Raw genomic sequence first — 26,455 nt, 5'->3', positions numbered from 1 at the left:
ATGCCGTAGTACTCTCGGCAATGATAAAAAAGATGCCTACTGAATCGCGCGTATCATGTTGTGGAGGCGTTTTTGCCCTAAATCCTGTCAGCATGCAAGGCGTCGAGGGCTCTCATGCTGTGTTGGTGAATGGGTTTTGCTTCAAATATGTCGATTCGTCTTTATTTCAAGCAGACCTTGATAAATGCCGCTATGTTGCATATCCATTGGGAGGTTTTTTCAGGCACGGACAGGATATGGGGAGGTCAGCGGTGAATACAAGGCTGGTGTTATCATTTTTCGCACTGCTTTTTCTCAGTGGGTGCTTGGGATCGAAGCCGAATGTATCCCAAGATAGTACACAATTTCGTTTACAAAGTCTGGAAAGTGAAGTGCAGAGTTTGCGACAAGAGTTGGATCGTCAACGGAGTGAGCTGGCCAAAGCTGAAGCTGCGCTGGCTAACAGAGGAGGTACTTCCAGCGTGCGTCCCTCTGCAGCACCGGCTCAAGCGGCGAATCAAGCTTCGGATCGTGTCCCAATAAAAACACCAACGCCGTATGCGCAATCGACAAAGTCCATGACGGGGAATAATGGGAATGATGTTTTGGATACTGGAGTGGGACGTGTTCCGCCACCCTCTTCACGTATCGCTTCATCGTCTGCAACCAATGAAAGAACACCTACCCCGTTTGCCCGCTCGACTTCTGCTTCACAGACCGTACCAACACCAACACCAACGCCGGCTGACGTCACTTCTGCCACACCGGTAACACAAGCAACCAACGCCGTCTTTGCAACACCGCGGAGTAAAGGGGGAGCCAGTGAAGACGAAATGTATAATCAAGCATTGAAATCCGTTATGAACGGAAAAACCGACAAGGCCAGAAAAGAGTTTAATGCCTTCCTTGCCACCTATCCCCAAAGCACTCTTGCGCCGAACGCCTATTACTGGATAGGCGAAAGCTATTATCACGATAATAATCTTGCGCAGTCTATTTTGAGTTTCAAAGAAGTGAGCAATAAATATCCCCAACACCATAAATCGGCAGACGCCCTCTATAAAATGGGATTGGCCTATGAAAAGATGGGGGATAAACAAAATGCTCTTTTTTATTACCGTATGCTGATTGATAATCACCCCGAATCCAATCTTCGGGAAGCCGCCAAAGGCAAAGTAACCGCATTGTCAGGCAGTTGATTCTTAGGCATGGCCGTTTCATTTTCGCCGCAGTTACACCCTTGGCGTTCTGCCATGACCGACGATGATGTTCATGAATTTTGGGCATGCCTGACCCTGAAGCACACGCAGGGCATGGGACCACGGACTTGGAGAAAAATCCTGACCTTCTACGAGACGGCACGGAACGCGACCGCCCATGTCCGTTCATGGTCCAAGGATGCAGTCGTCAGTGATCGCCAGCTTCAGGCCTATTTGGCGGAAAGTTGGCGCCATGGTGCAGAAAAGGAATTTGAGGCAGCCAAGAGGAGCCGTTTACCCGTGATGACGTGGGGACATTCCAAGTATCCCGATCATCTCAAGCAGATCCCGGACCCTCCGGCCCTGTTATATTATGTTGGTGATGTTTCCTTGCTCAATAATCCTGGAGTTGCTGTTGTCGGCGCCCGGGATTGCACGGAATATGGTCTCGATGCAACGGCACGTATCGGGCGCATGTTGAGCGATGCCGGGGTCACGGTTGTTTCAGGCTTGGCATTTGGTATCGATAGGCAAGCCCATATTGCCGGTTTACAAGGGATCGGTTCGTCCATTGCTGTCGTGGCGACTGGTCTCGATCTCGTCTATCCAGCTCAAAACATGGACGTCTGGAAGGATCTTTCTGCCGCGGGTCTTGTGATTTCCGAGTTTGCGCCAGGCACAAAACCGACTGCAGCCAATTTTCCTATTCGAAATCGTATTATAAGTGGGTTGTCGTTAGCGGTGCTTGTCGTAGAAGCGGCGAAGAAAAGCGGCAGTCTCATCACTGCACGATTAGCCATGGAGCAGGGACGTGAAGTCTATGCATTGCCAGGACCGTATGGACTTGAAACATACGGCGGGTGCCATGCTATCATTAATAGTGGTGCAAGGTTGTTTGAATCCGTTGATGCCATGCTACTTGAGCTTGCCCCCTTGTTGGAGGCCTATCTGGATTATCCACAGCGCCGAGCCGCTTTAATTGCGTCAAGACCTTCGCGAGAATTACAAACGGTGCGAAGAGCTCCCTCGAAGAAACAGAAGCCAGGTATTGAGCAATCGCGGCGTGATATACGACCGACTGCCTCGAAAGATTCTCGTGCAGATTTGCAATCTCTGGATATTTCCAAACAGAACATAGCCCCTGAAGTGTCCAAGACTGTAGAGTTATCGGAACAGGAAAGTCAGCTCATGGAGCTGCTTGTTGATGATGACAAAGTGCATATTGATACGCTTGGCCGGTCGCTCGCCTGGGATTCAAGCCAGGTCTCAAGTATACTCCTTGTCTTGGAAGTTCGTGGAATTGTACAGAAATGGCCAGGAATGTTTTATAGCAGGATTGTGGAGTGAGAATCATGAACCGTTCTGATGCGTCGGGAGATCCTCCCGTCCTACCGGATTTGATGGAAGCATATTTGGCACATCTTGATGTCCAGAAAGGCTACAGCCCCGCGACATTGCGCGCTTACCGTGATGATTTGTTTTCCTTTGAGCACTATCTCGTTTCACGTGGTGCGACAGCAAGCGCTCCTGAACACTTGACTAAAATTCACGTGAGGGGGTTCTTGGCTGAACTCCATCGACAGGGCATGCGCAAAACATCAATGGGCAGGAAATTGTCCAGTTTGCGAGGCTTCTTTAAGTTTTTACAAACGAAAAAGCGTATTTCTACAAGTCCCATGGCGTCAATCAAGAATCCCAAACCGGAAAAACGCCATCCCAAAGCGCTTAATGTTGACCAAGCGGTTTCGCTCATGGATGCCGGTGTTGGTAGAGATCCGATAATGGCGCGCGATACAGCATTAGTGGAACTCCTTTATGGTTCGGGATTGCGTATCAGTGAAGCCTTGTCACTTGATGTCGAGGATATCGATCCCTCATCGGGTGTGGTCAGAGTCATGGGGAAGGGATCGAAAGAACGTTTGGCACCACTGAGCGATGTCGCTAAAGAACGCTTGACCGAGTATATTGCACTGCGTCATGCTTTCCATGCCCAACCGGCTGAAGATGCACTCTTTCTTGGTGTGAGAGGGAAGCGGTTGCAGCGACGTCAAGCTAATCGAATTTTGGAAGAGCGGTCTCATACGGCAGCACTCCCGGAAAGCGTTAGCCCGCATATGCTACGACACAGCTTTGCGACCCATTTATTGCAGGCTGGTGCTGATTTGCGCGGCGTTCAGGAATTGCTTGGACATGCCCATCTCACCACAACCCAGCGGTATACTCATCTGGACCTTATGCGATTGATGCAAGTCTATGACAATGCACACCCCAAGGCTGCATCCGGTAAAAAGAAATAACAAGGGACATCATAATGGAGAGGTCGGTTTTCATGCGACGTTTTTTCGGAAAAGAGAACGTGCTGGCTATGATTTTTGTTTTCTCGTTTGCGTTGGCGGGTATGGCGAAGACGTCAAACGCCGATCCGATTTCGATCGCTTTGCCGGTCAATGTCAATGCCTCATACAAAGAAACGAATGTTGCTGACGCGTCGACCCTGATGCGCGCTGTGGACAAGCGTGTCGATACTGCTGTTCGTGTAGGAAATTGGATTGAATTTTCTTTCTTTCAGCCAGCAGTTGCCACACGCTTCGGATTAAAAAACGGGGATATTGATCCGGTTTCTTTTCGGCAGCATGCTCGTATCAAAACGGCTGAAATCCATTTTTCCGATGGAGGCGTCATGCCGGCCGAGTTTCTTGATACGCCTCATATGCAGTACGTCAATCTGCCGTCCATAGTGACATCTTCTTTACGCCTCGTAGTCACATCGATCTATCCGGGAGAGATGGACGATGATGTCATGGTGAGTGAAGTCTCGATTTTCGGATATGACCCTCATCATCCGCAAACGCGCTTGACCGGTCGGCTGGCAAAATGTGTGAAAAGCAGAAGTTCTGCCGATTATGGGAGTGTTTCCACTCCCTTATATTATTGTAAGGAATTTAAAGCTGATGATGGGCGTGTCTTTGGATGTCGTGATGATTTGTGTTTTCATCCGGAACAACTTATCGGGAAAAATCTTTCGATTGTCGGCATTGTGAATCCCGATAATACATTGGAGATTTTACAGGTAAATCCGGCTCAATAGGGTTTCTTTATGGGAGAAATCTCACTGACATACGATTTGGATGCGGTACGCCCCTTTCTTCCGTCTGGATTTGTTCCGGACAAAGCGTGGCCACCGATTTACCGAGCCGCACGTCTTTTTCCACGCGTATTGTCAGGCTTTGAATTTTCTCTTGGCGATTCGACCGAGCGCGTTGATTTTTCGGCGCTACTCCCCGTACTGCCTGCCACGTGGCCTCAAGCAATCCAATTGCAAACCTGTTTGAAAAACGTGGCCCGAAATCAACGTGATTTCAAGACCAGGGCCGTGTGGGAACGATTGGCTGCATTTCTCTCACAAACCGAAGAAGACGCTCCTCGTTCTGTATCAGGTCAAGACATTCAAGAACAGCTTTGGCTGGAATTCGATCTTGATCCAGACGCCGTTTATCTTCCCATTCCACGAGCGTTTATTTCGTTCATCCTCAAGCAGAACGGCAAGGTTCCATCTTCCGAAGAAATCATCGTACACGTTGAACGCGCGTTATCGAAGCTTTATGGACATGCTTTGAATCCCATGTTGTCACGGCGTCTTCATGAATTTGCGGGAGCCTTGCCGCCGGGAAGTGTCATTCGATTTTGTGGTACGGTCCTGTCTGGAGAGACTCCGGCTGTTCGGATTGTCGTTCGTACACAAGAGACGGACGATATTTTAAAGATATGCGCACAACATGCGGGCTGGGGCGGGCATTGGCAGACGCAAGAGCCTTTCATTGCCAACTTGCTGAGAGTTAAAGGTATTTTTTCTGTAGCCATGGATGTAGGCCTGGGAGACCATACTCCTAAAATCGGGATTGAATATAAACCGATGGGACAGGGAGATCGCCGGAATGCTGAGGACTGGCAACCGATGTTTGATATACTCCAACGGGAAGCGTTGTGTAGCCCCGCCAAGGCCAATGGCATGATGGGCTGGAGTGGAGAGACCACTACGGAAAACACACATGGTCTCCATGAACCTTTGGGGGAGACGCTTATTTTTTTAGGACATACGCCTCAATGGAGGTTGGTGCGTGACATCAGTCATATCAAAGTTGATTATTATCCAAATGGTGTACGTCACGCGAAAGGATATCTCGCATTTTGGAATGCCATATCACGATCCGGCCTGTAAAGGACTCGACCGGATCGTGATGTATTCTCTCGGTGTGTGTTAATTTCCACACTGCCAGACATTGCTGGAACTACTGGCGGCCGCGAGATTTTTCAGTGCTTCATCCGAAAGTTCAAGATCACTCGGGTCCACAGGCAACACAAGGTAGAGCTGTTCCGGCGTTTCCTCAAGGACCGTAATAGAAATCTTCTCTGGGACGGCGATTCCGAAGGTTTCTTGGAGTGCGGTTTGGGGATTGCTCAAGAGAGCTTTTTTAAAGGAAGCATCTTCCTGTACTTTGGCAATAATTTGTTGCGTGATTTGGTTTCTTCCTTCCTGAGACATGTTGTTTCTCCTCTCGATTGTTTAAGGTGAGTTTACGGCAAATACGATCTATACTATCTTGTATGAGCGAAAAATAAAAATAATATTTTTCCGATTATGTATTAAAATGCGTCGTCAGCTGCCCCAAGCTGTGTGGGGGAGTCTCCCGCGGCAATGTTTTTTTCGTCTTGCTCGGAGAGTTCGACATCATCAAAATCGATGGGCAAAACAAGATAGAGATTTGTGGGTGTTTCTTCGAGAACGGTGATGTCGACATTGCTTGGGATGACAATGTTGAGTGAATTTTTCAGCGTCGATGTTGCATCGACAAGAAGATTTGCTTTGAATGTGGCATCGTTTTTTGCCTTTTCAACAATAATATTCGTGACTTGTGATCGTATATCGTTGCTCATAGTATTCACTTTTATATATGGTTGATGAAGCAGAACCTTATGTTCTTATGCAAATACACATTAAAATGCATTGTCAGCTGATCCAATCTGTATGGGGTTTACCCCTGCGGTAACGTGTTTCTCGTCCTGCTCGGAGAGTTCGATATCATCAAGATCGATGGGCAAAACAAGGTAAAGATGTGTGGGAGTTTCTTCGAGGACAGTGATGTCGGCATTGTTTGGAATAGCAATGTGAAGCGAGTCTTTCAGTGCTGATTTTGCATCGGCGAGAAGTTTTGCTTTAAACGTTGCATCGGATTTTGCCTTCTCAACAATAATTTGTATGCGTTTCGATCGTACATCGTTGCTCATAGCATCCTCTTCCATAGATATTTCTTGAAGATTGATCGTACTGTAGATCCTCAAATCCTCTACGAACAAACCTTAAAATGTGTTGCTTGCTGACCCAAGCGCAATGGCTCCAGCGGAAATTTGCTTCTCGTCTTGCTCGGAGAGTTCAACATCGTCAAAATCGATGGGCAAAACAAGGTAAAGATGTGTGGGAGTTTCTTCGAGGACAGTGATGTCGGCATTGCTTGGAATGACAATATTAAGTGAGTCTTTCAGAGTAGATTTTGCATCAGTGAGAAGATTTGCTTTAAACGTTGCATCGGATTTTGCCTTTTCGACAATAATTTTTGTAACTTCTGATCGTGCATCGTTGCTCATCGTCTTCTCCTTCAGTAGTAGTTTTATTGAGTCTTTACCGTACCTTACATTGTCTCAATGCAAATTCATGCATAGGTGATATTCCATTTTTGCTGTTTGCCGCGACGTGTTATTGCGTGAACATTTTCCAAAAAAGTGCGTTTTCAATGCGTTCGTGTTTTTTCTTGTCTGTCGTATGCCAAAATGTCTGAACAAAAAATTGTTCTTTCGGATTGAGTTCAATGTGAAATTCTTGGAAAAATACTTCAGGGTTTTGATTATGTTTTTCTTGCATATCTTTGGATTTGAGGAGGAGCAGTGCTTGTAATACGTGGTGCTTGTCTATCATGTCTCCGTGCAATCCAATGGTATGACGAAAACTGTTGGCAATGAGGTCGTGTTCCTCTTGGAAATTTGTATCCAAAGGAATGGGGGCAAAGGAGGATATATGAAACTCGTGAGCTGTATTTGATTTCTGGGGCGATTTTTTGAAACAGAAGGATGGGGGGGCAAAAGGATCGCCGGTTTCTCCAAAAACAACGGCAGGGCATCCACGGCATAACGTGTAATATTCACACGCACCACATTCATGGAAGAACTGAGGACGTCGAAATTTTTTCAATTCCGTTGATCCTAAAAAAATTTCTTCAAACCGTTGTGTTTTCAAATCGCCGACAACAAGCGGGAACCGACGGCAGGCGGGAACCGTTCCGTCAGCCAAAATGCAAACACACCCCCACCCAGCAAGGCAGCCACTCACATCTGGCATGTCCTCAGGAGCGATAGGGCTAATTTCACCTCGCATAGCACGCAGAGCGTAAAATAAATGTGGCTTTTCATTGAGGAGAAGGGGATTTCCCGACGCACGAAACGATTCTTTTTTCTCAAGATAGGCGGTCAAAAGCGTATGGAGTTGGTCCGCCGATAATGTGGTGGACAGTCCCGTTGCATTCCCAACGCATGAAGCAAGATCGAAAGAAAATCGCGTTGCGTCGGTATGATGCGCAACGAAGTCTACGAGGGGAATTAATTCATCGCGGTTTTCATTGTGGAGTGTGAACATAACTTGTGGGTCAAGGTCATGCTCTCGCAACACGCGGAGCGCAGAGACTGTGCGTGCAAAACTTCCACGTCCGCGAATGGCGTCGTGTGTTGTTTCCAATCCATCCAAACTGAGCTGGTATCGTGAGACCCCAAGGTCTGCTAAACGGCGTACGTTGTCGTGCGTTAAAGTTTCCGGTGTCCCCATCATAACGACGGTTTTGCCACGGCGCTTCAATTCGGCGACAAGCTCCGGCCATTCCGGCTTGAGAAGTGGGTCTCCCCCTGTCAGTGCGAATCCTTTGATGGAGGCATTCCACTGGTGTTCAAAATCTTCAATGCGATTTAAAATATCGAAGAGTTCTTTCCCGCCAAGTTCATTCTCTCGTTCTTTCTGGTACGTTTTGGGGTCGTACATGTAGCAATGTCGGCACCGATTCCCGCATGCCGAGGTGATATGCCATTGAATGGTGAGATTGGTTATGCGCTTTTGCACAGCAAAATCCTTTCTGTCACGTTGAGAAGGCATCCTTTGCATGGCAATGACTATGGCTTCGAGGTTGGAAAAAACGCAAAATAGCCTTTTGCGAGTTTTCGGCCATCTGCATGCACTTCCATCTTAATATGATGAATTTTTCTCACTGCGTGCATGACAGGTCGAAAACCCATAAATGAACGTCCTCGATTTTCAGGTGTCTGCGCTTCATCGCCAGATACGTTGAGATGCGTTGTCCCAGGGAATTCCGTCATTTGTTGCGATTGATCTCTGGTAAGAAGATTTTGTTCTCGTAAATACGAAAAGAGATTATTCCATTGCTGTTCTGAGGAGCCCTTGGCAGAGTTCAATTTTTGGACAAACCCGACTTTGGGCGTAACAACACCAGGGCCGATGTCGACCGGTATAATGGTGTGTTGTTGCAATGGTATCAAATCTCTGACGATTTTCTCCCAATAATCGGGCGTTTGTTGCCAGGGGACATGTGCGGTCAGCCATTGGGGCATTTCAACATACGGTATGCCGTGCACACTGAGTCGTACTGCTTCGGGCTTCGGGGTGAGTGTGATTCCAAGACTCACGATTGAAGCCGAAGAAGGAAGAGCTTGAAGAAACGTTTTAATGGTCTCTAAAAGTTGTGGCTGTATTGGGTCCGTAAAGAATATTTCCAAAAGGCGTTCGATACGTCGTTGTGTATTCCCATGTTTAGGGGGGGCGCTGAGAAGTACTCCGTGGTGTAATGGAGCAAAAATACGGGGAAGTGGAACAGGACGGTTCGGTTGGACATCAAACTCAAGCCAACATGCAGATAAGTCTTTCTGCAATGCCGATGAGGAGCTTTTCCATATTTCAACGAATGATTGCAACCTGTTCCAGGCGTCACATTCGGACGAATGAGGAGGACACTGGGTGGCTTGTTGTAATGTTCTTATGTGTTGCACCTGAAGAGTTTTCGGCCGAAATAAAATAGAAAGATCCAGAGGGCCGGGAGTGTTCCCAAGACGGTTTTCAAGAACAGCGTATGTGGGGGGGAACATGTCTGTTATCCGCTGGATTGGTGGCAATGCATTGGGAGGGAACAACGCAGGATATGTCCGTCCAATCACAGGATCCAGAAGATTGCTCAATGATAAATGCAACATATATTTTCTTTGGTAGCAGTCAGTTATATGTGAAGAGAAGAGGGCTTTGTATCATGAGAGAATGCATCTCGTGAAATCAATAAATTCAAATTCCGTTGACAACGAGAACTTTTTTGCGTGTCCATTACGCCCTTTCTTTCTCCAGAACGCATGACATGTGAAAAGGTTGACAGTTGATCGTGTTTTTTTCATTGAAATATTCGTTGATTGGGGATTGCACGTATATTGAGAGTGGAAAATAGCAAGAGATAGTTCTTATAAGAAGATGATAAGGAAAGATATAACGTGTTGAGATAAAAAGGTGAAGTGAATTTTAAAAAATTTGAGAGAGTATTCGAATTCTCTTTTTATTGCTCACTATATATGAGAATCATGTAACCTCATAGCACAGGTAACGACGTTTTGTGAAAAGGCTTTGCCTTTTGTTGTCATTTCATTATATGCCAGAAAAGCCGAGGAGTAGGACTCGGGCGCGTCTGAGTTCTTTACGTGTCCATCTATGGAGGAGAAGTTCATGCCGGAAAAAACATTGCGAGAAGCCGTCACTGAAAAAGTTGTCACCAAAGCCAAGGATGACGCTGCTTTCAAGCAGGAACTTTTGGCTGACCCTAAGTCGGCTTTGGAAAAACATTTCGGGCTCGTGTTGCCTGAAGCCGTTACTCTTGAAATCAAAGAAGAAACTCCTAACCAACTCTTTCTCGTTTTGCCTATCGACCCAAGCGATGTCGAACTGCCTGAAGACGTCTTGCAAAAGATGGCTGGTGGTGATTGGGGGGGATGGGACTGCGTGTAGTGTTGAAGGAATAAACGCACAGGTCGCTTTCGTAATGTCGGGAGCGACCTGTTGTCAGATCCTTTCACCCCAAATCAGCCACACGAGTTCTGCGATGAGGAGAGACACGCCCGCCATGATGATGAGCCAACGTCGTCGTGGAACAGGGTTCAGGTATTGATCCAATTCTTCTCGCTCAGCAAGTTGATCCAGTGCGGCTTTCCGAAAGATGAGCTCTTGGTGACTGACTCCAAACATCGATGCTTCTTGATGTTGGTTGGGTCGTTCATCGGAGGGACTTCCCATAGAATCTCCTCATGGCCTATGTCATATTCAGTGTGTTGCATTCGCTACGAAATGTTCCTCAGCTTTGTGCCCCCAAATTGCGAAGGCTCTCATAGTGCTCCAACCACTTAAATGTAAATTTTGTGTCGTTTCCAACGATATTACCTTGAGATGCCAATCCAATTTGGCGACGCATCGATGTTCCAGAATTTTGACGATGCTCGCACGTTACAGTTCCGCAATACATGACCTTCCATCCTGCCAGACACAGCTGTAAATCATGGTCTGTATCATCAATTTGTGTTGGAGAGTATCGAATATCGTACCACGGTGCATCCTTCAACGAAGCAACACGTAAGAGATGTTGACAGCCCATGACAGCCCGCGTTTCTCGAATGACATCGTAGAGGCCGATATCGTATTGCATGGCTGGTATGGGTTTGCTGATGCGAATGGTTTCTTCGTTTGCTATCGCTACATGGCGATAGAGGTATTGCAACAATTTGTACTTGCCTGGAAAAACGACTTTGCAACCCACGTTACCAATTGTCGGATCAGATTCGGCAACCGTGAGCATGTGAGCTAACCAGTCTGGCTGTAGATATATATCGTCATCCAAAAAGGCGACGTAATCACTTTCGTGAGTAGATGGTTGGCTGAGAAGCCAATTGCGGGCAGCGGGCGCGCCTATATTGACCGGTAACTCAATAATTTCAAATGTATTATGAGGAAATTGGTTCCGGGCCTGTTCCACGACTTGGCGACTATGGTCTGTACATCCATTCAGCAATACTGAGATACGTGCAGAGCCGATTTGACAGGCTGCCAGACTTTCCAGCGTTTCCCCAAGAACGTCGGCTTTATTCCAGCTGTACAAGTAGATACAAACCTTGAGACGTTCCAGCAAGCTTGGGTCTGGAGTGAAGGGAGATTGGAGAGACTCCAGGCGAAGTTTATAAGGATATTGCAACGGAGCTAACGCCAATGCCTTCTCATAATATGAGATGGCCTCATCCCATTGTCCTGCACGGCGGTACATTTCCGCAATGCGACTAAAAGAAAAGGGATCAGATACATGCGCTTCGATGTCTTTCCATAACGGCCACGCTGCATCATCGTTTCCCATTGTACTGAAATGGTCGAAAAGCCGTTTGGTCCATAAAGGGCGCAGAACTTTAGGGCAATTCAAGGTTTGCAACGACTCGTCTGGGGAGCGTCCTTCCAAGAGATCCAGTCCGAGAAGAAGGTCGGCATACCGAATCGCCATAGGATGTTGGCACAGGACGGAGCGACACGCAGAACGAATTGTTTCTCCCTGATATTTCATAGATGTTTGACGTAATTGGCCGAACAGTTCTGGTTCGACATGCGTCGCCTCCAATACTTTGGTGACAATGTCAGCACCGGGAAGCAAACCGAACTTGTCAGCCAATTGAAGAATATCCGGGTCAAAATTGGCAAGCTGTGCCGCGCTCTTAATCATTTCTTCCAATAATACACGAGCATCTGTTGGCAAAGCATGACTATTTTTTTCAAGCAAACGATTGATACACGATACCGCCAAAGGCAAGTCGATCTGAAATACATGGAGATAATCTTTGAAATAGTTGCAGGCGTCGTCGAGAGAGAGGGCGTTGAGCTCCTCTTGTATTATCTGGGCATTCGATATGTTAGCGTAGCGTGACATGGTGTACTCCATATATCTCATTGTCGCATTTTCCACTAAGGACGAGAAAAAACTTTCGACGACTACATGGTCATTCCAACATCTCATACATGAGCACAGTTGGCGAGATCTTATCTAAAAGTTCAAATGGCAAGAGGCACTAAATCACCTGGCGTTTTATAAGATCAAGAAAAAGTCCTTTTTTCTGCACCAGTTCATCGAATGATCCGTATTCTACAATCTCTCCCTTGTTCATGACATATATACGGTCCGCATTTCGAATGGTGCTGAGTCGATGCGCAATGACGATTCGTGTAGCACTGCGTTGTTCCAGGCTTTGTGTGACTTGGCTTTGCGTCTGGTTATCCAGAGCACTTGTGGCTTCATCGAGCATGATAAACGTTGGTTTTCCTACGAGAGCACGCGCAAGAAGCAAGCGCTGGCGCTCTCCTCCTGAAAATGTGGAGAGTCCATTTCCCAGAATGGTATTCATCCCCATCGGCAAGTTGCGTATCGTTTCATCCATTCCAGCCATGCGAGCTGCTTCCCAGGCGTCATCCAATGTCAAGTCTCGCGAACCGACAATGTTCATAAAAATGTCCCCGGGAATGACTTGCGCATTTTGTAAGACGACACCGAATTGGCTACGTACAGCATTATTTTCTATAACGGCGAGATCTTTACCGTCATAGAGCACCATGCCGGAGTCGGGCTTGCAAAATCCGAGAAGAATGCGCAACAGGGTTGACTTGCCGGAACCTGAAGGGCCGACAAACGCTACGAATTCACCTGGTTGAACTGCAAACGAGATCGATTGCAACGCGGGTGGATCATGCGGAGCATAGCTATAGGAGACATTCGAAACTTCAAGAGCGCCGGAAAGTTGTCCCGGATCAAGTTGCTCTTCGCAGCTTTCCGGTTCGGTTTCCAGCAGTGGGCGCATACGTTCATAGAGCGGGATAATTTGTAAAATAGATGTAACGGATGTCGCGGTAGTGAGAAAAGCCACCGTAAAAGCGAGCATTGCCATATTAAAGCCGATAAACTCGGCTGAAGACATTTCTATTCTGCCCGTAAAAACAGATTCTTGTACAGTTGTTCCCCACAATGCAAGAAAAAGAATCAATGTTAAAAGCGCTGGGAGAGCTTCATTGAAAGCTTGGAGAATATTCGCAAGGCGTCGTGTCGCGAGCATGGCACGGCGTTGCCGAGTAAACGATTTTGCCCACCGAGCGAAACCATGTGCCTCCGCTCCGGACACGCGAAGTTTGCTAATGCCCGTGACAAGTTGAAGCAGGAATCCGGAAAGCCAGCCTTCCAAATGCGTAACAATGCGGAGATGTTTTACTTGTAACGCACTCCCGGCAATATTGATACACACCGCAAGAAGGACGACGATAAGAACAAAAGAAGCGAGTTCAAGAGAGAAAAAGAACAGAATGGCGAGGTACATCACGGAAAAGACTGCCCCAAGCAACGATACGATAGTGCTGCCTGAAAGCAGGAGGCGAATGTGTCCGATGCTGAGAACGCGGCTTGTAAGATCGCCCGCAACATATTGCCTGTGAAATGAAGGAGGAAGCCGAAGAACACGATCTACAATCGCTGATTGGAGCCAACTGTCCATGCGCGCTTCGATGCGCAATACATCGAAATTTCTGCTTACTTCCAAGAGGGATGCAGCAATCATGCTTAAAAAAAGGGTGATGCACAACGTAAAGAGTTTGTTCAATTCTCCTTGGGGAAGTATCACCTGCGCCAAATATTGAAAGCCAAACGGAAAAAGGGCGCCAAGAGCGCAAGCAACAAAGCCGGAAAGAAACAACCGATACAAATCCGAACGGATATCACGTAGTGCGAATCGAATAAGATCCAAACTCCCGACTGAGCGATCAGGTAGAGGCGGATAAAGACACCACGCCATGGTATTGAGAGATTGGGCGACACGCGAATTCAATGTGGACCGTTCCCCTCGTGTGGGATCGACAATAACACATTGATTTCGGGTATCATGGAGGAGTGCGGCGGGTCTGCCATCCTCGGAGAAATACACAAGAAGAGGACTAATGTCCTTTTTCCACCATTTTCCCCGTAAACGAATTTTTCGTCCACGTATGCAGGAGACGTGAAGGATATCGTCCAGCGTGGGCGCATTCTGACGCGTTGTGAATTTGGATTTGTTTGGCCAGTGCACGGTAACACCAAGCTGATGCCCGATGAGTCTGCAGGCCGCAAAGAGGGGGTCGTGGCTACTCTGCCGTAAAATTGCTTCTTCCTCGGCAGCAAGAACAGTGGAAAGTTTCTCCTGTGCAGACTCACGGGAGCGTTTTGCCGATGCTGCACGTTCGCGAATGCGATTGAATTCATCGACGCGGATGAGCTGGTGGTTCAACTCGTGCGCTTGAAGAAATAGCGAATGAAAATTCTGCAATATCTTGAGAAAATCCGGATGGTGAATGAGTTCTTCGGTCTTGTGAAAACGCAGTGTCACGGCCGTTGATGCATTGAGCCAGGCATTGGGGGTAATGGGGAAGAAAGGAGTCTTGCATATTGGTGGATCTCCCTCACAATGCGAAGCAACATCAACCATGCCTAAAAACAAAGCCGATCCTTTTTCGACGTCTGTCCACAAGACAGTGCGTTTGGCACAGACGATTTGTCCTGGAAGCAGATCGAGAACTTCACTCCTTGCGGCGGCCGGAATTTGAGTTCGTAAGATTTCGCGAACCGCGCCATTGCATAACGTCGTGACCCAGTCATCCACATGAGCGGCGACCTGCTGCGTGGATGTGATGTTTGAGAATGTGCGAAGAAAATGTGCGAACGATACGCGACGCAATGTTGTGTGTTGTTGACCTATTGCAAGAATTTCAAGGCCGGCAGTTTGGGGAGATATGCCAAAAAGAAGCTGCCCTGAAGTGATTGATCCAAGGTGATGACGTTGGCTCGGTGATGGACCGATTTTTCTGCAATAGATTTCTACCGCACCGGAAACAACGAGCCAGACGGAGTCCGTATCATGAATATCGACAGGAGTATTCCCTTGGCTTTCCACCATGACGCCGTGTTGTTCAAAGAAAGCGTGTACATCCGTCAAAACGACCTCAACTTTTTACCAGCGTACTGTAAAGACCATTGCGGCGCATCAGTTCGTTATGAGTTCCACGTTCGACCACGTTTCCTTTGTCCAATACAAGGATCTTATCACAGTCACGAATTGTGCTGAGTCTATGGGCGACCAGGACGCAGGTACACCCTCGACGTCGCAGGTTGGTATCAATGGCGAGTTCCGTTGGAGGGTCCAACGCATTGGTTGCTTCATCAAGAACAAGAATGGATGGATCATTAACGAGTGCTCTGGCGATTTCCAGACGTTGCCGTTGACCTCCACTCAAATTTCTTCCGTTTTCTTCCACAAGCGCGTTATAACCTTGGTATTTGGCTGAAATGTCGCCATGGATGCATGCATCTTTTGCGGCGCGCACAAGGGCCGATTCGGGTGCAGAGGTATCCCAGAGCGCGAGATTTTCACGAATCGTTCCTTCGAAGAGAAATATATCCTGGTTCACCATGGCCAAAGAGTTGATGAGTCTGGCAGGATGCAGATGCTTTCGGGGAATATTGTCGAACAGGATGTCGCCATCCCACGGGTCCACAAGTCCGCAAAGCAGCTTGGCGATGGTAGATTTTCCGCAACCGCTTGGGCCGACCAGGGCAACGCGTTGTCCTGGTTCGATGGTGAGATTGAAATCGGTGATAAGAGGAGGGTCAAGACGGCTGTATCCGAAAGTCATATTGCGGAACTCAACCTGGCCCGTCAATTTGGCTCCATCCTTCGCGGAAGGGATATCGACGCTCCATTGATCGGCAACACCTGCAATCGTTGGATGTTTGAGCACGTCGTCCAGGCGCATGAGATCGCCCGTGGCCTCATGGAGTTTTGAACCCAATGCGACAAGTCTGCCAATAGGACCGGAAAAGCTGAGCAACAGGCTTTGAAACGCCACGAGTGAACCGAGTGTCATCGCATGGTCTGCAACTTGTAACCCGCCGACCAGCAAGACAGCGAGCATATTCAAGGATGCGAGAAAGGCCGGAAGTGCGGTGAGAAGGAGAGTGGGTTGCCCTAATTCTTGTTGTGCATTGAGTGCGCGAACCTGGCGTCCTGCCCATTGCACAAAAAAATCGTTTTCACTCCCATTGGCTTTATAGGATTCAATCATAGTCAGACCGGACATTGTGAGACCGACGAGCAAACTTCGTTCTTGCAATAACCGGCTATTGGCATCAACTCGGGAACGTTCGAGAAATTGCAGCGCCAACAGGTTGATGATAGCAAATCCCAGGCTTATGGCCGCCAGGCGGATGTCAATGAACATCATGCCAATGAAAAAAAATACCGCCATAGCGGTGTTGATAATATTGGTAGCAAGTTCTCGAGAGATAACTTGGGCAACGGTGTTATTGATGGATATTCGTGAACTGATGTCGCCGAGATAACGTTGCTCAAAAAAAGCAATGGGAAGTCGAAGGACATGCCAGAGGAAGTTCCCTGACATGGAAAGAGAGAGTTCCGTTTCCAAACGCAAGAGTGCATTTTGTTGCATCCACGCCAGAGTTCCTTTCAGACCGAAGGCCACAAACATGCCAAGACACAACGGTCCGAACAGGTCAGATCCATCTTGAGCAAGGACGTCGTCAATGAATATCCGGAGTAGTCCGGGAACAGCCAGTCCGGGAATAATTAAAAAAAAGCCAGCGAGCAGAACGGAAATAAGGGCTTTTTTGAAGCCAGCGAGTCTTGTGGCGAGTGGTCCAAGAATACGTGCCGGTCTGCCTGCAGGCGTGAACGTGGGGCCAGGTTCGAAAGTAAGGCAAACTCCGGAATAGGATTTGTCAAATTCCTCATATGTCACTCGACGCGGGCCAGTGGCGGGATCATTCAAAAAGACATGATTTTTCCCGAAGCCTTCAATAACGACAAAATGATTGAAATTCCAAAGAATGATAGCTGGAAAGACAACCTGTTGAAGCTTATGGACTTCTTTTTTGAAGGCTTTGGCAACAAGACCGTAATGCCGTGCCGCCTTGAGGATATTGAATGCGTTGGCTCCATTTCGTGAGACCCCGCAAGCTTCGCGTAGATCTTCGAAAGGAACATACAGCCCAAAATATCCAAGAACGCCTCCCAGGCTTGCAGCACCACACTCCGTCGATTCCATTTGAAGGAAGGTGGGGGTACGAATTCGACCGGTTTTTTTACGACGAAACTTCATGGTATGAAAACATGGGGGCTTTCCAGTTCAGGCTGCTTGGTGAGGAAGAGGCTGTTTCTTTTTTCTGGATTTTCATAGGAGGTGAGTTGATCCGATGTCAAGTTCCGTAATACTTCTCCGTATATCTTACCAAGCGTAATCGGGTTTCTTCACGGCACACAATGGTTTGTAGGCACACCATGCACAGCCTTTGGACGGAGTTGCCGGAAACGTCGGTGAACGCTGCATGTGATCAACGAGAAAGCGGAGGAGCCGAGGAAGGTCACTGAGAATATGTCGTTGACGATCATGGCTTTCGATTTTTTCAGAGAACAATGACGTTTCGGTTCCATTTTCTCCAAGAAGGACAAAGGCCGCATTGTCGGGAAGTATGCCTGTGGTTTGCTCGTAGAGCAAACAATATAACGGGAGCTGAACACTTCGCACAGATGCGGCAACTTCAGGGAGAAGTTCTGTATCATCCGGTTCCCATTCTTCCATGCGGAGCTTTAATGCATCTTGATCCCAGAAGTCTTCACGAATTGTTGCGGCTTTTCCGGTCTTGTAATCCAACACAATGCGTTCCTCTCCACGTAAATCGATGCGATCCACCCGCCCGAGAAGTCGGATGAGATTTCTATTATGATGAATAGAACCATTCAAGGTCGACTCGAGTCCAATGGGCATCGTTGTCGGCGTGTTCTCAAGGAACTGACGGAGCCGAAAGGTTCCAGTTCGTCTAAGGCACAGGCGGATGTCGGCCGGAACCCGGGCGAAGAAAGGTTCTTTTTCAAGCGCTGTATGAAAAGTATGTATCAACGGAGCGGGATCAAGTTCCTGTCCGCTGATATATTTTTTGAGATATGGAGCAAAATATTCGTGGAGAATCGTATGAACAAGACTACCGAATTGAGCCGGATCACCGTCTTCGTTGATTTCTTCTAACGGACTGATCTTGCTGATATAGTTATGAAAGAAAAGAAACGGACATCGGAGATAGGTGTCAAAAAACGTTGCCGATAATGGGTATTTCCCCAAGTGGTGTTGCAGAGCGGCGACTGTTTGTGGCGTGCTTTCAATGATACCCAATTGACGTGAAATAGCAGGGACGGGCAGACTTATACTCACAAGTGGCGCTTCTCCGGGCTGGAGAAGACGTTTGAGCTTGCGTTCATTCTCCCAGATAAGTTGCTCCACAAACCGACTTCGAATGGCTTTATCCTCGAAAAGTCCTCCGGTTACTCCATCCTGATACAAAAGCACCACGCGTCTGGCACCGTTGATGAGGCGATGAAAATTATAGGCCGCAATGTGGTCACGATGTCGATTGGCAGAGAGTCCAAGCATTTCCCGTAAAGGGTCTGGCAAGAGTGGGTCGGGCTTGGCACTTTGCGGGAGAACGTCTTCGACCGCCCCGAGAACGTAGACGGTATCGAAACACAGCAGACGTGTTTCCAAAACGCCCAGAATCTGCATGCCGGTGAGCGGATCGCCTTCAAAGGCGACGCGTTCGCTTTCTACCATATGGCGAAAGATTGCAAAGAGCGCATGTTGCGGAAACGGTTCATGAGCCGCTTTGCAGTACGTGAGTTGCGGAAGCATGACATCAAGCAGGCGAAACAGGCATTCGGCATCAAGCGGAAAGCGTTCCCATATTGCTAAGGCTACCTTGTCTGGCGAAATTTCGTCGGAAGATGAGGTATCGAGAAACATGCCGGCAAGGGCGTAAATCGACTCTGCCAGTCCGGCAAGATGTGTCAATGTATCAAATTGATGAAGAAAAAGATCAGTAAGTCGTGACCACGACAGGATGATACGCTCCTGATCCAGCGCAAGTTCTTCCTGTTCGGAAAGCGGTTGAACGACGGCGCTATCAATATCAACATAGGGTTCACCATGACGAATACCGTCCTCAATGGCATGGAGGAGTTGTGCTACTTCAGGATCGGTCTGCTGAACTGCGTGTTTGAAATAGGGATGGCGAAGCAAGCGAACAACATCGCGCCAATAATAACGGGAACGAGATCCTTTAACACGCTCTTTGGAGAGTTGAAGGCGTATGATGGCATCAAGCAATTGGTACAGCGTGGATCGCGCGAGAGGAAATCCCATACTGATATTGACGTCAGTGCGTGGCAGATGATGAAGGACGGGCATAAGCATGCCTGTATCCGGAAGAACAATGGCCGTTGTTCCTGTTATTGGATGATGCTCCATATCGGCCCTGAGGGCCTTAAGCTGTGAGTGCAGGTCAAAACCTTCGTAAATAACGAGACGTTCTTCATCAGAGCGAGGAGATTGGTCATCGGTGTTAGAACTGGCAGCGTCGAAGAGACTGGCCTGATCGGTTTTCGCATGAGGATGAAATGCCAGGCCTCCATATCCACTGAAGTCTTTATGAAGCAGAGGCTTTGCCTTGAACCGATGACAGAGATCAACAATATCCGTACATGCGTAGTGAACGTTTTTCGGAGCAAGCACGATGTTCGGATCGGCATGACAAATCATATTGGCGATACCGTTTTTCCATAATGCGGAGAAGACGGTTTCTTCTGCCGTGCTCAATGCATAGAATCCACAGAGATGAATGCGACTCCGTGTATGGAGTGATACAATGGTCTCTGCAGACAGGGCTGTTTGTGCCTGAAGAAATCCCGGTGTACTCAAATGGTTGTCACGAAGAGTTTGCACGTAGGCATCATGGATTGCTTTGAGATTTTCCAAGAGAACGGCTGCTTCCTCCACCACAAGATCGCGAACATGGTCGATATTGGATGGCGTGATGCATTGCCGAAAAAGTTCTTCAAAAAGTGTATCCAGATGCCGTCCCCATGGATAAAATGTATGAAACTCTCGGGGATATTCACCAATACGTCCCGCGTCGACGAGGTCGAGCACACAACGATGAAGCAGGGCAATACGGTCAAGACTTTCAACCGGGGATAATTGACCTGCCGCGAGTGTTTGTCCCAGTTCGGCAAACCAGTCATCAACGGAAACAATGTGCGGCAAAATGCAGGGCCGCTTGAGCCGATTACTTTCGGTCAGGCTGTGAAGCAAATAGCGTTTGGGACGCCTATGGGGAAAAACCAGCGTGACATTTGAAAAATCTCCGCCGGTTTCATCAAGAAGCAATGTCGTGAGTCCATCAATAAAATCACGATCCCAGGCAACGATGCGAAAGGCACCGGTCATGATACGATCCTCACATTTTCAATTCGTCGTTCGTCAAGATAAACCAGATAGCCAGACGCGGAGTGCAATGTCTCGGCAAATGCTGTGCTGGCGGCTTTGAGATAGGCTTGAACCTGGAACCGATGTTCTTTTCGAGGGCGGCCGGTTTTATAGTCAAGAACAAATATACCTGAAGCAACGCGTCCCATAACGTCCGGTCGGAGGACACGGCCTTCGTCAGTCAGCAATTCTCGTTCGGCCATGCCGTATTGGCAGACATCGTCAAACAGAGGGTGACCTCCAAACCATTCAAGCATGGCCGTGATTTCGTGTTCCAACTGACTGCGATCCATAAATGCTTGTGTTCTTTTCAAGGTATACTGTGTGATATCTTCCGTAAGCTGACGTCGTGTTTGTGGCGAGAGCGCTGAAGGAAGCGTTTCGAGCTGTTTGATGCGAAGCGTCAACTGCTCTATGGCGCTATGTGCCAGAGAACCACGTTGATTTTCTCCGAACGACAGCGTGGCCAACATCTCCTCGTGGGTGCGTCGCTTGATTTTGAGTCGCGGTAACCAACTCATAGGACGTTGAAACGGTGTATCTTCAGGCATTGCAGGCTGGGATACAGGTTTTTCCTCGTTTGTCGCTGGCGGCAAAGCACATTCGGGCGGGGAGCCGAAGACAATACGCTCTGTTGTGTTATCTTCCGCTAGGCTGCCCAAAAGATGACGAATTATGGAAGGAATACGTGTTGTCGCCTTGTTAGGATCACCGTATTCAATAAAGAGATAAAGCTCTTCGACTGCGCGGGTCCAGGCGACATAGACAAGATTGACTTCCTCGAACACGGTATCGGCCAGAGCAGGTTCCGATAACTCTGGTGTTTTCTGATTTCGTGTGACGAGCATGTATGGACCACTGCCATCATCCTTCAACGAGACGGCTGCCGGGGAGGTGTCCGGCCGGATGCGTCCGGCATGAAATGGGACGATGACAACAGGGAATTCAAGCCCTTTTGCTTTATGCATTGTGACCACACGCACTGCATTAATGTGCTGTTGCTGTGGAATCTTTTCATCAGCAGCTGCTCCGTCCCAGAGTTCAAGGAAATCGGTCAATGAGGTGCAACCGTTTTCTGCAGCCAGATGGGCCGTTTCCATGAACCGACGGAGAAAAATTTCGTCTTCTGGAAAGTGATGGAAGGTTGCGTAGGCGCGCAGAATCTCGCAGATGAGGTCATACGGTGTCATCAAGCCGATAGAGCTGATGAAAGGCTTGATAAGACGAGCATAGACGTCCGGAAAGTCTTCTTGAAATCGGAAAAACAGTGGACCGTCGTCTTTGGTCATAAGCCAGTCAAGCCGCTCTTGCGATGAAAGGCCGCTGGCATGCCCGAAGAGGGCTTGTCCGCTCACGAAGGTCCAGAATCGAACATTGTCCAAAGGGTAGTCGAGCACGGCCAAAAAGGCGAGCAGTTCGTGAATAAGCGGGTGATCTGCCAGTCGAAGACTATTCTCCGTGACCACAGGGATTCCGTGAGCCAACAGCCAGGATGAAACTTGTCCGGCTTCGTTATTGGTTCGGGTTAAAATGGCAATATCGGAAAGGGGACGACGAGGCAGCAATTCGTCGCGAAGGAGGTCGATCAGTCGGTTGTGTATGGTTTCAATGAGATCGGTTTTCTCCATCGCTGGAAAAAGATCGGCTTGGACGTAGCCTCCGTCTTGTGGACGAGATTCCGGAATAGCTTGACCAGCATCGCCATAGGCCTCACAAAACCGGTTTACCGTATCATCAAAAATATGTTGGCTGACGTGACCAAGTCCAATTCGACTGATGGCAGCCGCAACTTCAGAATCGCCGAGTCGGGTGAATACTATGTTGTTAAAACGAACGATTTCAGGACGGCTTCTCCAGTTGGCCGGCAAGTTGTCACGTTCGACCCGAGTCAGGCCGGCGAGTTCCGGAGCATCGGCAACTTCGGTGAAGAGACGAGCATCACCGCCACGCCAGCCGTAAATCGCTTGTTTTACATCTCCGACGTAAAAGAGGCTTCCGCCTTTAGAAAGGCATTCCTGGGCTAAAAAGGCCAAAACGCTCCATTGATCCCGACTGGTGTCTTGGAATTCATCGATAAGGAGATGCATGAGTCTGGCACCAAGACGAACAAATGCCGTGCTGGCACCTTCCTCGTGCAGCATGTGTGCAGCCAAGGAAGGCCAGCCTCCGACATGGGCAACATCCCGTTCGCGCTGGCTTTGTCGGAAATCTTCGAGCAGAGTCTGTGCAAGTTGGGCAAAAGGGATCAACAGGCTTGCAGTTGAAAGACTGGCAAAAAGATTTCCCGAGGTGGCTAATGTGGTTTTAAGCTGTTTATAGGCGTTTTCAGCTTCTTGTGTCACGTTCTCTTTGGACGCCTTAAGGAGACAGTCAGCTAGACTCGGTTTGTTTGCATAGGCAGAGTCTTTCATCGCAGTCTCTGGAGTCAGTTGGTTCAGGAACTCCAGGAATTTTTTGAAATGCGATGCCGGAGACAAGCTGTGTGTCTGCAATGTTTTCTGAACATCTTCGGCTGCATGAACTACGACTTCACAGTGTGCCTGACGGAGGGCGGCGATATCCTGCGGGCTCGCCAAGGGAAAAGGAGATGTCGAAAGGAGTGTATCGAAGACAAGGCGTATCTGGTCACGCAAGGATTGGGCTATCCACATGCCTCGTGCACCCTTGATGTGGATAAGCGCAGAAATGGTATCCTCAAGAAGGGCAAGACTTGTTGCATCACCAAGCTGGATACGTCCAAGAAATCGACCATAGGCGGCATCGAAATCTTCGTCGATGGAAAAGACCGGAGAGAAGTCTGGAGAGAGCCCAAGTTCCAAAGAAAACAGCCGGACAATCATCTGCAGCAGACTGTCTATGGTACGGATGTTGAGAAGCTGACCTTGCCGCAATACGTCATCCAACAGTTTGACAGCCCGTTTCGTCAATACTGGATCGTTGTGATCGTGTTCCAGCCCGAGCGCACGTTGTTTGAGTCGTGAAATTATACGCTCTTTCATTTCCGAAGCCGCTTTATTGGTGAACGTTACCGCCAGAATCTCCGAAGGAGCGTAGCCCTTTTTAGGAAGGGGCTTTTGAAACGACGGTTGGGACTTGTCTGCCGCTAAAAGCAGCTTGAGGACGGTTTGCGTGAGACGGTACGTTTTGCCGGAACCAGCCGAAGCCTTCAGTTGTGTTATCATGAATATGTATGGGTGAGTGTGTGACAACGAATTTGTGAATATGGATTTTCCTCAACAATACATCCGAACAAAAGCTTGGCTGTTGATTGGAATTTTGTCATGTTTTTTTTTGATAAGCACGATTTTCTCCACATACGGTAATATACGTCAAGGTGTTTTCATTCTGGGTATTGTTTGATATCTAGATATTTTATGGTGATGGTCTTCTTTCGGCTCGAATGAAGTCTCACTGAAGTCAAAGAGGCCGATCTTGGTAAAAAAAATTCCTGATTCTTCTCTACGCATTTGCCTCGGCCAGTCCGACGAGGGTCGTCGTCTGGACCAGGTGTTGGCTCTCCTCGTTCCCGAGATGGGATTGCGTGGCCGACGTCGGCTTATTGATTCCGGTCGGGTTTATCTTGATGGCATACTACGGAACAAAGCATATAAAGTGCATGCTGGCCAGGTGCTTTCGCTTGACTCTCCAGAAGAGCCAGCGCAGCACGAGACTTTCGAAATACTCCATCAAACCGACGATTATGCGGCGTTGATCAAGCCCGTTGGAGTCCATTGTCAGACGTTGGCCGGTAAAATTGGCCCCACAATGGAGCAGGCGTTAGCGCATCTCTTTCCTCATACCCAAGCTCGACTTCTTAATCGTCTTGATCGGGATACTTCCGGCATTGTTATGGTTGGGTTGCATGACGCCGCGCAGGATACGTTTCGTCGGGATGAACAAGCATGTAGAGTGGAGAAGCAGTACATGGCGGTCGTTGATGGTCATGTCGCGGCTCCGCTGTGTCTTCGTGCGCTTCTCGATACGGCGGATCGAAAGCGAACGAGAATTGGCCAAGAAGACGGGGATGACCCCGCTCGTTTTACGTATGTTCTTCCATTCTCCTATGTACAAGATGATCGTATAAGTCTCGTTTCTGTGTGTATTTTCCAAGGCGCACGTCACCAGATTCGTGCGCATCTTGCGTATGCAGGACATCCGCTGATCAATGATGTCTTATATGAAGGTCCTTCACGGTCGGTTTTCGGGGAATCTTCATCGCATTTCTGGTTGCATCACCAGCGCATTACTCTTCCTGGATTTCAGACTGAATGTCCTATACCGTGGACGTGGTGGGATGAATTAAAGACCTGAAATGGTATGAATGCTTGAGGATTTATAGAACAACTATATGAATGCTTTGCAATAATCGTGTATCGGGAGTATAAGATAAAAAAATGTATACCGGACGACGATTCTGCGCAACGCGCTAAGTTCTTATGGGGGACAGAATGGACTCAAAATCAGAATCACACCATCTGCCCGATTGCTGCACACATGTTCGTGATGAATTATTGAATGCGCAACAAAATATTGAATTTCTTCTTTCATCTATCAGCTCTCTTCTTATTAGTGTCGATATTGAAGACCGGATTACCCGGTGGAACAAAAGCTCTGAAGTTGTATTTGATCTGAGCGCGGCAGATGTCATAGGGAAGCCATTCACTGAATGTGGTATTGAGTGGGCGTGGGAACGAGTCCTTGAAGGGATATATCGTTGTCGGGAGACCTTTACAGCACAACGTGTTGATGATGTTTGGTTTCGGCGGAAAAATGGAACGGACGGTCTTTTGGGAGTGACTATCAATCCGCTCATCGGGACTGCATCGAAGAAGTCCGGATTTGTTTTGCTTGGGGCGGATATCACCGATATTCGTGCAAAAGAGACGATGGCGACGCATGAGCAGAAAATGTTGTCTATCGGGCAACTTGCTGCCGGTATTGCACACGAAATTAATACCCCCATCCAATATGTTGGCGATAATCTCCAGTTTTTACGCGAAAGTTTTGAGCATATTGTTTCTCTCCTCGGACTCTACGATACCTTACTCCAGGCGACACGCCACAATGCAGAGTTAACCGAACTCGTCGCAAAGGTTGACTCGGCGAGTGAGGAGGCTGACCTTGAGTATCTCTTCGAAGAAGTTCCGCTTGCATTACAGCAGTCCATTGAAGGCGTAGAACGAGTGGGGAAGATTGTTTTATCTATGAAACAATTTTCTCATCCCGGTCATGAAGAAATGACATTACTTGATATCAACGCCGCACTCGAGAATACCGCTACGGTGTCTCGTAATGAATGGAAATATGTATCTGATTTGGAGCTTGACCTTGATCCGGATCTTCCGTTTGTTCCGGTGCTGCCCGGAGAACTCCATCAGGTCTTTTTGAACCTCATCCTCAATGCTGCTCATGCCATCGAAGAATTGAATCCACGGAACTCTGGACGAAAAGGAAAGATCGTCGTTCAAACAAGAGCTTTTGAAGATATCGTGGAGATTCGTATCTCGGATACCGGGGCCGGTATCCCAGAGCATGTTCGCCATCGTATTTTTGATCCTTTTTTTACGACGAAGAAGATTGGCAAGGGCACAGGGCAGGGGTTAGCCATCAGCCATGCTGTTATTGTAAAAAAACATAAGGGAACTATCGGATTTGAAACCGAATCCGGAAAAGGTACAACCTTTATTCTTCGTCTTCCCCGTGGTGGACATTGATTTTCAAAATATAGCGGCTCCTGTCGGTATTGTACCACTGTGATATCGGT

The 26,455-nt window shown here is 48.1% G+C and carries 20 protein-coding genes; 8 read left to right on the top strand and 12 right to left on the bottom strand.

Going from position 1 to position 26,455, the window contains the following annotated elements; all coding sequences use genetic code 11:
• Positions 1-251: 251 nt before the first annotated feature.
• Genes ybgF through G451_RS0105160 form a run of 5 tightly spaced genes read left to right on the top strand, consistent with a single transcriptional unit; the run spans position 252 to position 5,397 of the window.
• Positions 252-1,178, top strand: coding sequence for a tol-pal system protein YbgF (ybgF, locus tag G451_RS32345; RefSeq protein WP_169727825.1), 927 nt, complete (start codon positions 252-254; stop codon positions 1,176-1,178).
• Between the two features lie 54 nt (positions 1,179-1,232).
• Positions 1,233-2,525: a DNA-processing protein DprA gene (gene dprA, locus G451_RS27750; RefSeq protein ID WP_034640995.1), complete on the top strand. Its 1,293-nt coding sequence runs from the start codon at positions 1,233-1,235 to the stop codon at positions 2,523-2,525.
• Positions 2,526-2,530: 5 nt separating this feature from the next.
• A complete protein-coding gene (locus G451_RS0105170; protein ID WP_027183417.1) occupies positions 2,531-3,475 on the top strand; it encodes a tyrosine recombinase XerC in 945 nt (314 codons plus the stop codon).
• 32 nt (positions 3,476-3,507) lie between these two features.
• The gene (locus tag G451_RS0105165; RefSeq protein ID WP_027183416.1) at positions 3,508-4,266 is read left to right on the top strand and encodes an NADase-type glycan-binding domain-containing protein; all 759 of its coding nucleotides are present in this window, start codon (positions 3,508-3,510) and stop codon (positions 4,264-4,266) included.
• 9 nt (positions 4,267-4,275) lie between these two features.
• Complete coding sequence (locus G451_RS0105160; RefSeq protein ID WP_027183415.1) at positions 4,276-5,397, top strand: hypothetical protein; 1,122 nt, start codon at positions 4,276-4,278, stop codon at positions 5,395-5,397.
• Between the two features lie 39 nt (positions 5,398-5,436).
• Here G451_RS0105160 and G451_RS27745 read toward each other — a convergent pair whose 3' ends face one another.
• The 6 genes from G451_RS27745 to G451_RS0105130 all read right to left on the bottom strand — a co-directional run bounded on the left by G451_RS27745 (position 5,437) and on the right by G451_RS0105130 (position 9,374).
• Positions 5,437-5,721: an NHLP leader peptide family RiPP precursor gene (locus tag G451_RS27745; RefSeq protein ID WP_034640854.1), complete on the bottom strand. Its 285-nt coding sequence runs from the start codon at positions 5,719-5,721 to the stop codon at positions 5,437-5,439.
• Between the two features lie 101 nt (positions 5,722-5,822).
• Positions 5,823-6,113, bottom strand: coding sequence for an NHLP leader peptide family RiPP precursor (locus tag G451_RS0105150; protein ID WP_027183414.1), 291 nt, complete (start codon positions 6,111-6,113; stop codon positions 5,823-5,825).
• Positions 6,114-6,173: 60 nt separating this feature from the next.
• Entirely contained in the window at positions 6,174-6,464 is a 291-nt protein-coding gene (locus tag G451_RS32340; protein ID WP_169727824.1) for an NHLP leader peptide family RiPP precursor, read from the bottom strand.
• Positions 6,465-6,536: 72 nt separating this feature from the next.
• On the bottom strand, positions 6,537-6,821 hold the full coding sequence (locus G451_RS27735; RefSeq protein ID WP_051261173.1) for an NHLP leader peptide family RiPP precursor: 285 nt from the start codon (positions 6,819-6,821) through the stop codon (positions 6,537-6,539).
• Between the two features lie 109 nt (positions 6,822-6,930).
• Positions 6,931-8,337 carry a radical SAM/SPASM domain-containing protein gene (locus G451_RS0105135; RefSeq protein ID WP_027183413.1) on the bottom strand — a complete coding sequence of 469 codons (1,407 nt, stop codon included), beginning with the start codon at positions 8,335-8,337 and terminating at the stop codon, positions 6,931-6,933.
• Between the two features lie 50 nt (positions 8,338-8,387).
• Complete coding sequence (locus G451_RS0105130; RefSeq protein ID WP_156921519.1) at positions 8,388-9,374, bottom strand: hypothetical protein; 987 nt, start codon at positions 9,372-9,374, stop codon at positions 8,388-8,390.
• Between the two features lie 619 nt (positions 9,375-9,993).
• Here G451_RS0105130 and G451_RS27730 point away from each other — a divergent pair.
• On the top strand, positions 9,994-10,272 hold the full coding sequence (locus G451_RS27730; protein WP_051261172.1) for an NHLP leader peptide family RiPP precursor: 279 nt from the start codon (positions 9,994-9,996) through the stop codon (positions 10,270-10,272).
• Between the two features lie 54 nt (positions 10,273-10,326).
• Here G451_RS27730 and G451_RS0105120 read toward each other — a convergent pair whose 3' ends face one another.
• The 6 genes from G451_RS0105120 to G451_RS0105095 all read right to left on the bottom strand — a co-directional run bounded on the left by G451_RS0105120 (position 10,327) and on the right by G451_RS0105095 (position 23,873).
• Positions 10,327-10,557 carry a hypothetical protein gene (locus G451_RS0105120; protein WP_027183411.1) on the bottom strand — a complete coding sequence of 77 codons (231 nt, stop codon included), beginning with the start codon at positions 10,555-10,557 and terminating at the stop codon, positions 10,327-10,329.
• Between the two features lie 58 nt (positions 10,558-10,615).
• Positions 10,616-12,223 (bottom strand): glycosyltransferase, encoded by a 1,608-nt coding sequence (locus tag G451_RS0105115; RefSeq protein WP_034640851.1) that lies wholly within the window; start codon positions 12,221-12,223, stop codon positions 10,616-10,618.
• Between the two features lie 139 nt (positions 12,224-12,362).
• Positions 12,363-15,299, bottom strand: coding sequence for an NHLP bacteriocin export ABC transporter permease/ATPase subunit (locus G451_RS0105110; protein ID WP_027183409.1), 2,937 nt, complete (start codon positions 15,297-15,299; stop codon positions 12,363-12,365).
• A 7-nt stretch (positions 15,300-15,306) separates the two neighbouring features.
• Positions 15,307-17,478 carry an NHLP family bacteriocin export ABC transporter peptidase/permease/ATPase subunit gene (locus G451_RS0105105; RefSeq protein WP_027183408.1) on the bottom strand — a complete coding sequence of 724 codons (2,172 nt, stop codon included), beginning with the start codon at positions 17,476-17,478 and terminating at the stop codon, positions 15,307-15,309.
• Between the two features lie 126 nt (positions 17,479-17,604).
• Positions 17,605-20,652: a PD-(D/E)XK nuclease family protein gene (locus tag G451_RS0105100; RefSeq protein ID WP_027183407.1), complete on the bottom strand. Its 3,048-nt coding sequence runs from the start codon at positions 20,650-20,652 to the stop codon at positions 17,605-17,607.
• A complete protein-coding gene (locus G451_RS0105095; protein ID WP_027183406.1) occupies positions 20,649-23,873 on the bottom strand; it encodes a UvrD-helicase domain-containing protein in 3,225 nt (1,074 codons plus the stop codon). The genes G451_RS0105100 and G451_RS0105095 overlap by 4 nt, the downstream gene beginning before the upstream one ends.
• Positions 23,874-24,123: 250 nt before the next feature.
• Here G451_RS0105095 and G451_RS0105085 point away from each other — a divergent pair, with 250 nt between their 5' ends.
• Together G451_RS0105085 and G451_RS27725 are read left to right on the top strand one after the other, a co-directional pair.
• On the top strand, positions 24,124-25,002 hold the full coding sequence (locus G451_RS0105085; RefSeq protein WP_051261171.1) for a pseudouridine synthase: 879 nt from the start codon (positions 24,124-24,126) through the stop codon (positions 25,000-25,002).
• A 137-nt stretch (positions 25,003-25,139) separates the two neighbouring features.
• Positions 25,140-26,405 carry an ATP-binding protein gene (locus G451_RS27725; protein WP_051261170.1) on the top strand — a complete coding sequence of 422 codons (1,266 nt, stop codon included), beginning with the start codon at positions 25,140-25,142 and terminating at the stop codon, positions 26,403-26,405.
• The last annotated feature ends 50 nt before the right edge of the window (positions 26,406-26,455 follow it).

The organism is Desulfovibrio inopinatus DSM 10711 (genome assembly GCF_000429305.1).
GTDB lineage: Bacteria > Desulfobacterota > Desulfovibrionia > Desulfovibrionales > Desulfovibrionaceae > Alteridesulfovibrio > Alteridesulfovibrio inopinatus.
This window is presented reverse-complemented; position numbering and strand designations above follow the sequence as displayed.

What these genes read in the sequence shown, in the direction of transcription:
- dprA (WP_034640995.1), top strand. Translation starts at nt 1,233, where the DNA reads ATGACCGACGATGATGTTCATGAATTTTGGGCATGCCTGACCCTGAAG.
- G451_RS0105170 (WP_027183417.1), top strand. Translation starts at nt 2,531, where the DNA reads ATGAACCGTTCTGATGCGTCGGGAGATCCTCCCGTCCTACCGGATTTG.
- G451_RS0105165 (WP_027183416.1), top strand. Translation starts at nt 3,508, where the DNA reads ATGCGACGTTTTTTCGGAAAAGAGAACGTGCTGGCTATGATTTTTGTT.
- G451_RS0105160 (WP_027183415.1), top strand. Translation starts at nt 4,276, where the DNA reads ATGGGAGAAATCTCACTGACATACGATTTGGATGCGGTACGCCCCTTT.
- G451_RS27745 (WP_034640854.1), bottom strand. Translation starts at nt 5,721, where the DNA reads ATGTCTCAGGAAGGAAGAAACCAAATCACGCAACAAATTATTGCCAAA.
- G451_RS0105150 (WP_027183414.1), bottom strand. Translation starts at nt 6,113, where the DNA reads ATGAGCAACGATATACGATCACAAGTCACGAATATTATTGTTGAAAAG.
- G451_RS32340 (WP_169727824.1), bottom strand. Translation starts at nt 6,464, where the DNA reads ATGAGCAACGATGTACGATCGAAACGCATACAAATTATTGTTGAGAAG.
- G451_RS27735 (WP_051261173.1), bottom strand. Translation starts at nt 6,821, where the DNA reads ATGAGCAACGATGCACGATCAGAAGTTACAAAAATTATTGTCGAAAAG.
- G451_RS0105130 (WP_156921519.1), bottom strand. Translation starts at nt 9,374, where the DNA reads ATGTTCCCCCCCACATACGCTGTTCTTGAAAACCGTCTTGGGAACACT.
- G451_RS27730 (WP_051261172.1), top strand. Translation starts at nt 9,994, where the DNA reads ATGCCGGAAAAAACATTGCGAGAAGCCGTCACTGAAAAAGTTGTCACC.
- G451_RS0105120 (WP_027183411.1), bottom strand. Translation starts at nt 10,557, where the DNA reads ATGGGAAGTCCCTCCGATGAACGACCCAACCAACATCAAGAAGCATCG.
- G451_RS0105115 (WP_034640851.1), bottom strand. Translation starts at nt 12,223, where the DNA reads ATGTCACGCTACGCTAACATATCGAATGCCCAGATAATACAAGAGGAG.
- G451_RS0105105 (WP_027183408.1), bottom strand. Translation starts at nt 17,478, where the DNA reads ATGAAGTTTCGTCGTAAAAAAACCGGTCGAATTCGTACCCCCACCTTC.
- G451_RS0105100 (WP_027183407.1), bottom strand. Translation starts at nt 20,652, where the DNA reads ATGACCGGTGCCTTTCGCATCGTTGCCTGGGATCGTGATTTTATTGAT.
- G451_RS0105095 (WP_027183406.1), bottom strand. Translation starts at nt 23,873, where the DNA reads ATGATAACACAACTGAAGGCTTCGGCTGGTTCCGGCAAAACGTACCGT.
- G451_RS27725 (WP_051261170.1), top strand. Translation starts at nt 25,140, where the DNA reads ATGGACTCAAAATCAGAATCACACCATCTGCCCGATTGCTGCACACAT.